Below are 4,001 nucleotides of genomic sequence, written 5' to 3' on the forward strand. Positions count from 1 at the left end.
GGGGCTGACCCGGCCGTGGCGCGACGTGCGCGGATCCGCATCGCGAACAGCACAGGCAGCTACGAGAAAGCCCCCGGACCGTTCCGGGGGCTTCGTCTCGCGGGCAGGACCGGCCGGCGGCCCGGCCGGTCCTGCCGCCGTCCCCGGTCTCAGGCCCCGTCCGGCACCGGTGCGGCGGCCCGCAGCAGCCGCGCCTCGGTGACGCCGCTGCGGGCGCCGACGGCCAGCCGCAGGACCAGCGCGCGGACCACGGCCGAGACGCGGTGGGTCGGCATGAACCACTGCTGCTTCAGCCGGGCCAGCCGCTGATGCGTGGTGACGAAGGGGCGCAGGCGGCCCTCCCACGCGGTCAGTGCGGCCGCGAGGTCGCCGGGGTGCTCCGCGAGGACGCGGCCGAGTTCCGCCCCGCCCGCAAGGGCGGCGGTGGTGCCCATGCCCGAGAACAGGTTCAGGCACCACGCCGCGTCGCCGGCGAGCACGACCCGTCCGGTGTGCCACCGGTCCATCCTCACCTGGTGCACCGAGTCGAAGAGGCAGTCCGTCGTGCCGGCCAGCGCGTCCAGGACGTGGCGTACGGCCGGATGGTCCATGTCGTCGAACACGGCGCGCAGCCGCTCGGTGCGGTTGCCGGTGAACTGGGCGCCGATGTCCTTGGCGCGGTAGGTCAGCAGGGCGGTGGGCGCGCGGTCCGCCAGGCCGAACACCCACACCGCCCGCCCGGCGCGGGCACTGACGAGACTGTCCTGCGCGCCGAACGAGGGGAGCCGGCCGGGCAGCGGGAACGCGCAGATCATCGCGTTCCACGTGGTCATGAAGCGCTCGTCGGGGCCGAACGCGAGGCGCCGCACCGTGGAGCGCAGACCGTCCGCGCCGACGACCAGGTCGAAGGACTCGCGGTGGCGCCGGCCGGCGGAGGCGTCCTCCAGCACCACCTCCACCGAGGTGTCGCCTTCGGCGATCCCCACCGGCGCGGTGGCGAAGCGGACCTCGACACCGTCCTCGCCGTCCGGCCGGATCCGCTGCCAGAGCGCGGCCTCGACGTCGCCCCGGACCATCGCGGTGGGACGGCCCGGCAGGTCGAGCCAGCCCACCGCGGGCCTGCGGTGGCCCCTGCGGTTCAGCTCCCAGGTCGTTCCGCGCTCGGGGTCACGGGTGTGCAGGGTGTCCAGGCCGAGGTCCTGGGCCGCCCGCATGCCCTCGGGCATCAGGTTGACGAAGTAGCCGCCGGTACGGCGTCCGGGCGCCCGCTCGACGATCACCGCTGTCCACCCGGCCCGGCGCAGCCCGATGGCGGCGGACATGCCCGCGACACCGAGACCGACGATCAACGCCCGCTTCTGCATGACGCACTCCTTGGTTCCGCCCGGCCGCCCGCCGCCCGGTAGCCGGTAGGGGGCGGGCAGCCGTGACACGTGAGGGGGGAAGGCCGGGCCCGGGGCTCTCACGGCACGAGGACCAGGCGTTCGCCGGTCGTCTCGGACCATGCCCGCGTGACCTGGGCCAGCGGCACGGCACGGGCCCGCACCTCGATGGCGCCCCCGGTCACCGCCTTCGCCAGCTCGGGCAGTTCCTCGATGAAGTCACGGGGCGGGACCGAGCCGATGCCGCTGCCCACGATCCGCAGCCGGGCCGCGCGCAGCACCGCGGAGGGGACCGGGGCGGCCTCGCCCGCCATGGAGCCGATCTGGATCCAGGTCAGCGGGGCGGAGCGGTCCGCGCGGGCGGTGAGCAGGGCGAGCATGGCGTCGGCGGCGGGAGCGCCCCACACGAAGTCGAGGACGACGTCGACGTCGGCCGCGGCGGCGATCTCGTCGAAGGTGAGCGCGCGGTCCGCCCCGAGGCCGGGCAGCGTGCCGAGGCGGGCGGTGTCGCGGCCGGCGGCGAGGACCTGCGCGGCGCCGAACCGCTTGGCGATCTGGACGGCCATGCGTCCGGCGTTCCCCGTGGCGCCGAGGACGAGGACGCGCTGCCCCGCGCGGAAGGTGACGCGGCGGCGCAGGGCGACCCAGGAGGACATCCCCGGGTTCATCGCGGCGGCGATCCGGACGGGGTCCACGTCGTCGGGCAGGACGACGCTGCGGCGTACGTCGATGACCGTGCGCTCGGCGAAGGTGCCGTGACGCGTGTCGTCCAGGACGGCGTACCGCAGGCGGCCCGAGGGGTCGCGCACCACGCCGTCTGCGCCGGGCACCAGCGGGAAAACACCGGCGGCGGAGTAGTGCGTGCCGTCCGCCTTGGCCCGGGTCAGGTGGTGCAGGCCCGCCGCGAGGACGTCCACGACCATCTCGTGCTCGCCCCGGGCGACGGGTTCGGGGTGCTCGGCGTAGACGGGCGGCGTTTCGTGAGCCGTGACGACAGCGGCATGCATGAGGGACCCCCACAGGTTGGTTGGTTTGTATTCCCAATCACTTATAGAGTTGTTGGGATTACAAACAATGTCAAGTAGGGTGGCGCGCATGGTTCCCGACGACTCCACGGACGTCCTGATCGACGGCCTGGTCCGCAGCGCCTACCAGGTCATGGGCGTGCTCACCCGGATCGGCGCCGAGCACGACCTGTCCCTCACCCAGCTGCGCGTGCTCGGCATCCTGCGCGACAGGCGCCCCCGCGTCAGCGACCTCGCGGCCTTCCTCGGCCTGGACAAGTCCACCCTGTCCGGCCTGATCGCCCGCGCCGAACAGCGCGGGCTGGTGACACGCGGCACCAGCCCGGAGGACAGGCGAGCGGTCGTCGTCGCGATCACCGACGCCGGACTCGAGCTGACCCGGCGCATGTACGAGAAGGCGCAGGAGGCCCTCGAGCCGGCCACCGGCCGGCTCGAGCCGGAGCAGCGGCGGCGGCTCGCCCAGCTGCTCGAGCCGCTCCTCACCCCGCCCCTGCCGGCGACACCGCGCCCCGCGCGCCCGCCCCGCGGAACCTCCTGAGCGTCCGGGCCCCGCGGCTCCGGCTCCCGCCCGGCGGGCACCCGCCGGAGCGCCCGGGAGACGACGAAGGCCCCTCGACGATCGAGAGGCCTGTTCGCTTGCGCAGGTGGGGAGACACGCCTGCGGTGGTGCTCCGTGGTGGGGCGGGTGGGACTCGAACCCACGGCCGGCGGATTATGAGTCCGCTGCTCTAACCGGCTGAGCTACCGCCCCTTCACGGCGCGTCGCGCACATATGTGCGCGCCGTCTGCCGCAGCATAGCCGCTCATACGATCTCCTGCCTCAGGTAGGTCCCCAGCATGACCATGACCAGCGGCGGAGGGCCTGTCCGGAGGCGGCGGGACATGAAAAAGGACCCCGACGGGGCCCTCGTTCAGCATGCTCCCCCGACTGGACTCGAACCAGTAACCTGCCGGTTAACAGCCGGCTGCTCTGCCAATTGAGCTACGGAGGACCGAAGCTCCCCCGACTGGACTCGAACCAGTAACCTGCCGGTTAACAGCCGGCTGCTCTGCCAATTGAGCTACGGAGGAATGCCTCGCTGCATCGAACGCATCCGCCTGGGTATTCGCCAGAGGGCGCGCGCTCGCTGCGAGACATACATTAGCGCAAGCAGGGGGGTGCTCCGCCAATCGGTATCCCCTGCGACCGTTTGCCGAAGCCGAAGGAAGGGTGGCCGACCATGCGTTACCGGCTCACATTCATGTCCGGAGTGGCCCTGGGGTACGTGCTCGGCGCGAAAGCCGGGCGGGAGCGGTACGAACAGATCGTCGCCAGGGCCCGCCAGGTCACGCAGAACCCCGCGGTGCGCAACACCGCGGAGACGGCGGCCCAGCAGGGCCGGCAGGTGGCGGGCAAGGCCTACCACACGATGAGCGACAAGATGCCGGACTCGGTGTCGCAGCGGGTGAAGTCCGTCCGCGGCAGCCGGGCCGGTTCGAACGGCGGCGGCACGGACGACTGGGGCACCGGCTCCGCCTGAGCCGCTCCACGACCCGCTCGGCGACCTGTTCCCCGGCCCGCTCCACGACCTCGACCCGCTCCACGACCTCCTCGGTGACGGCGGTCCCCCGCCGC

4 protein-coding genes and 3 tRNA genes are annotated in these 4,001 nt (G+C 73.1%); 2 read left to right on the top strand and 5 right to left on the bottom strand.

The annotated features are described in order from the left end of the window. Nucleotides 1–149: 149 nt before the first annotated feature. Together HW445_RS21170 and HW445_RS21175 are read right to left on the bottom strand one after the other, a co-directional pair. Nucleotides 150–1,343 (bottom strand): FAD-dependent monooxygenase, encoded by a 1,194-nt coding sequence (locus tag HW445_RS21170; protein WP_180222562.1) that lies wholly within the window; start codon nt 1,341–1,343, stop codon nt 150–152. 98 nt (nt 1,344–1,441) lie between these two features. After that, on the bottom strand, nt 1,442–2,368 hold the full coding sequence (locus HW445_RS21175) for a zinc-binding alcohol dehydrogenase family protein (RefSeq protein WP_180222563.1): 927 nt from the start codon (nt 2,366–2,368) through the stop codon (nt 1,442–1,444). An 88-nt stretch (nt 2,369–2,456) separates the two neighbouring features. On the opposite strand from HW445_RS21175, the gene HW445_RS21180 reads away from it, so the two are divergent. After that, nucleotides 2,457–2,924, top strand: a complete 468-nt coding sequence (locus tag HW445_RS21180) for a MarR family winged helix-turn-helix transcriptional regulator (RefSeq protein WP_180222564.1) — start codon at nt 2,457–2,459, stop codon at nt 2,922–2,924. Between the two features lie 136 nt (nt 2,925–3,060). On the opposite strand, the gene HW445_RS21185 is transcribed toward HW445_RS21180, so the two are convergent. The 3 genes from HW445_RS21185 to HW445_RS21195 all read right to left on the bottom strand — a co-directional run bounded on the left by HW445_RS21185 (nt 3,061) and on the right by HW445_RS21195 (nt 3,457). Then, nucleotides 3,061–3,137: transfer RNA gene (locus tag HW445_RS21185), tRNA-Ile, on the bottom strand. 168 nt (nt 3,138–3,305) lie between these two features. Continuing rightward, nucleotides 3,306–3,378, bottom strand: a tRNA-Asn gene (locus HW445_RS21190). Nucleotides 3,379–3,384: 6 nt separating this feature from the next. Next, nucleotides 3,385–3,457, bottom strand: a tRNA-Asn gene (locus HW445_RS21195). Between the two features lie 149 nt (nt 3,458–3,606). Here HW445_RS21195 and HW445_RS21200 point away from each other — a divergent pair. After that, nucleotides 3,607–3,906, top strand: coding sequence for a YtxH domain-containing protein (locus HW445_RS21200; protein WP_180222565.1), 300 nt, complete (start codon nt 3,607–3,609; stop codon nt 3,904–3,906). The last annotated feature ends 95 nt before the right edge of the window (nt 3,907–4,001 follow it).

Origin of the sequence: Streptomyces sp. UH6, from assembly GCF_013421635.1 — a bacterium.
Taxonomy (GTDB): domain Bacteria; phylum Actinomycetota; class Actinomycetes; order Streptomycetales; family Streptomycetaceae; genus Streptomyces; species Streptomyces abyssomicinicus.

Coding starts and splice junctions, on each gene's coding strand:
- HW445_RS21170 (WP_180222562.1), bottom strand. CDS start 1,343: ATGCAGAAGCGGGCGTTGATCGTCGGTCTCGGTGTCGCGGGCATGTCC.
- HW445_RS21175 (WP_180222563.1), bottom strand. CDS start 2,368: ATGCATGCCGCTGTCGTCACGGCTCACGAAACGCCGCCCGTCTACGCC.
- HW445_RS21180 (WP_180222564.1), top strand. CDS start 2,457: ATGGTTCCCGACGACTCCACGGACGTCCTGATCGACGGCCTGGTCCGC.
- HW445_RS21200 (WP_180222565.1), top strand. CDS start 3,607: ATGCGTTACCGGCTCACATTCATGTCCGGAGTGGCCCTGGGGTACGTG.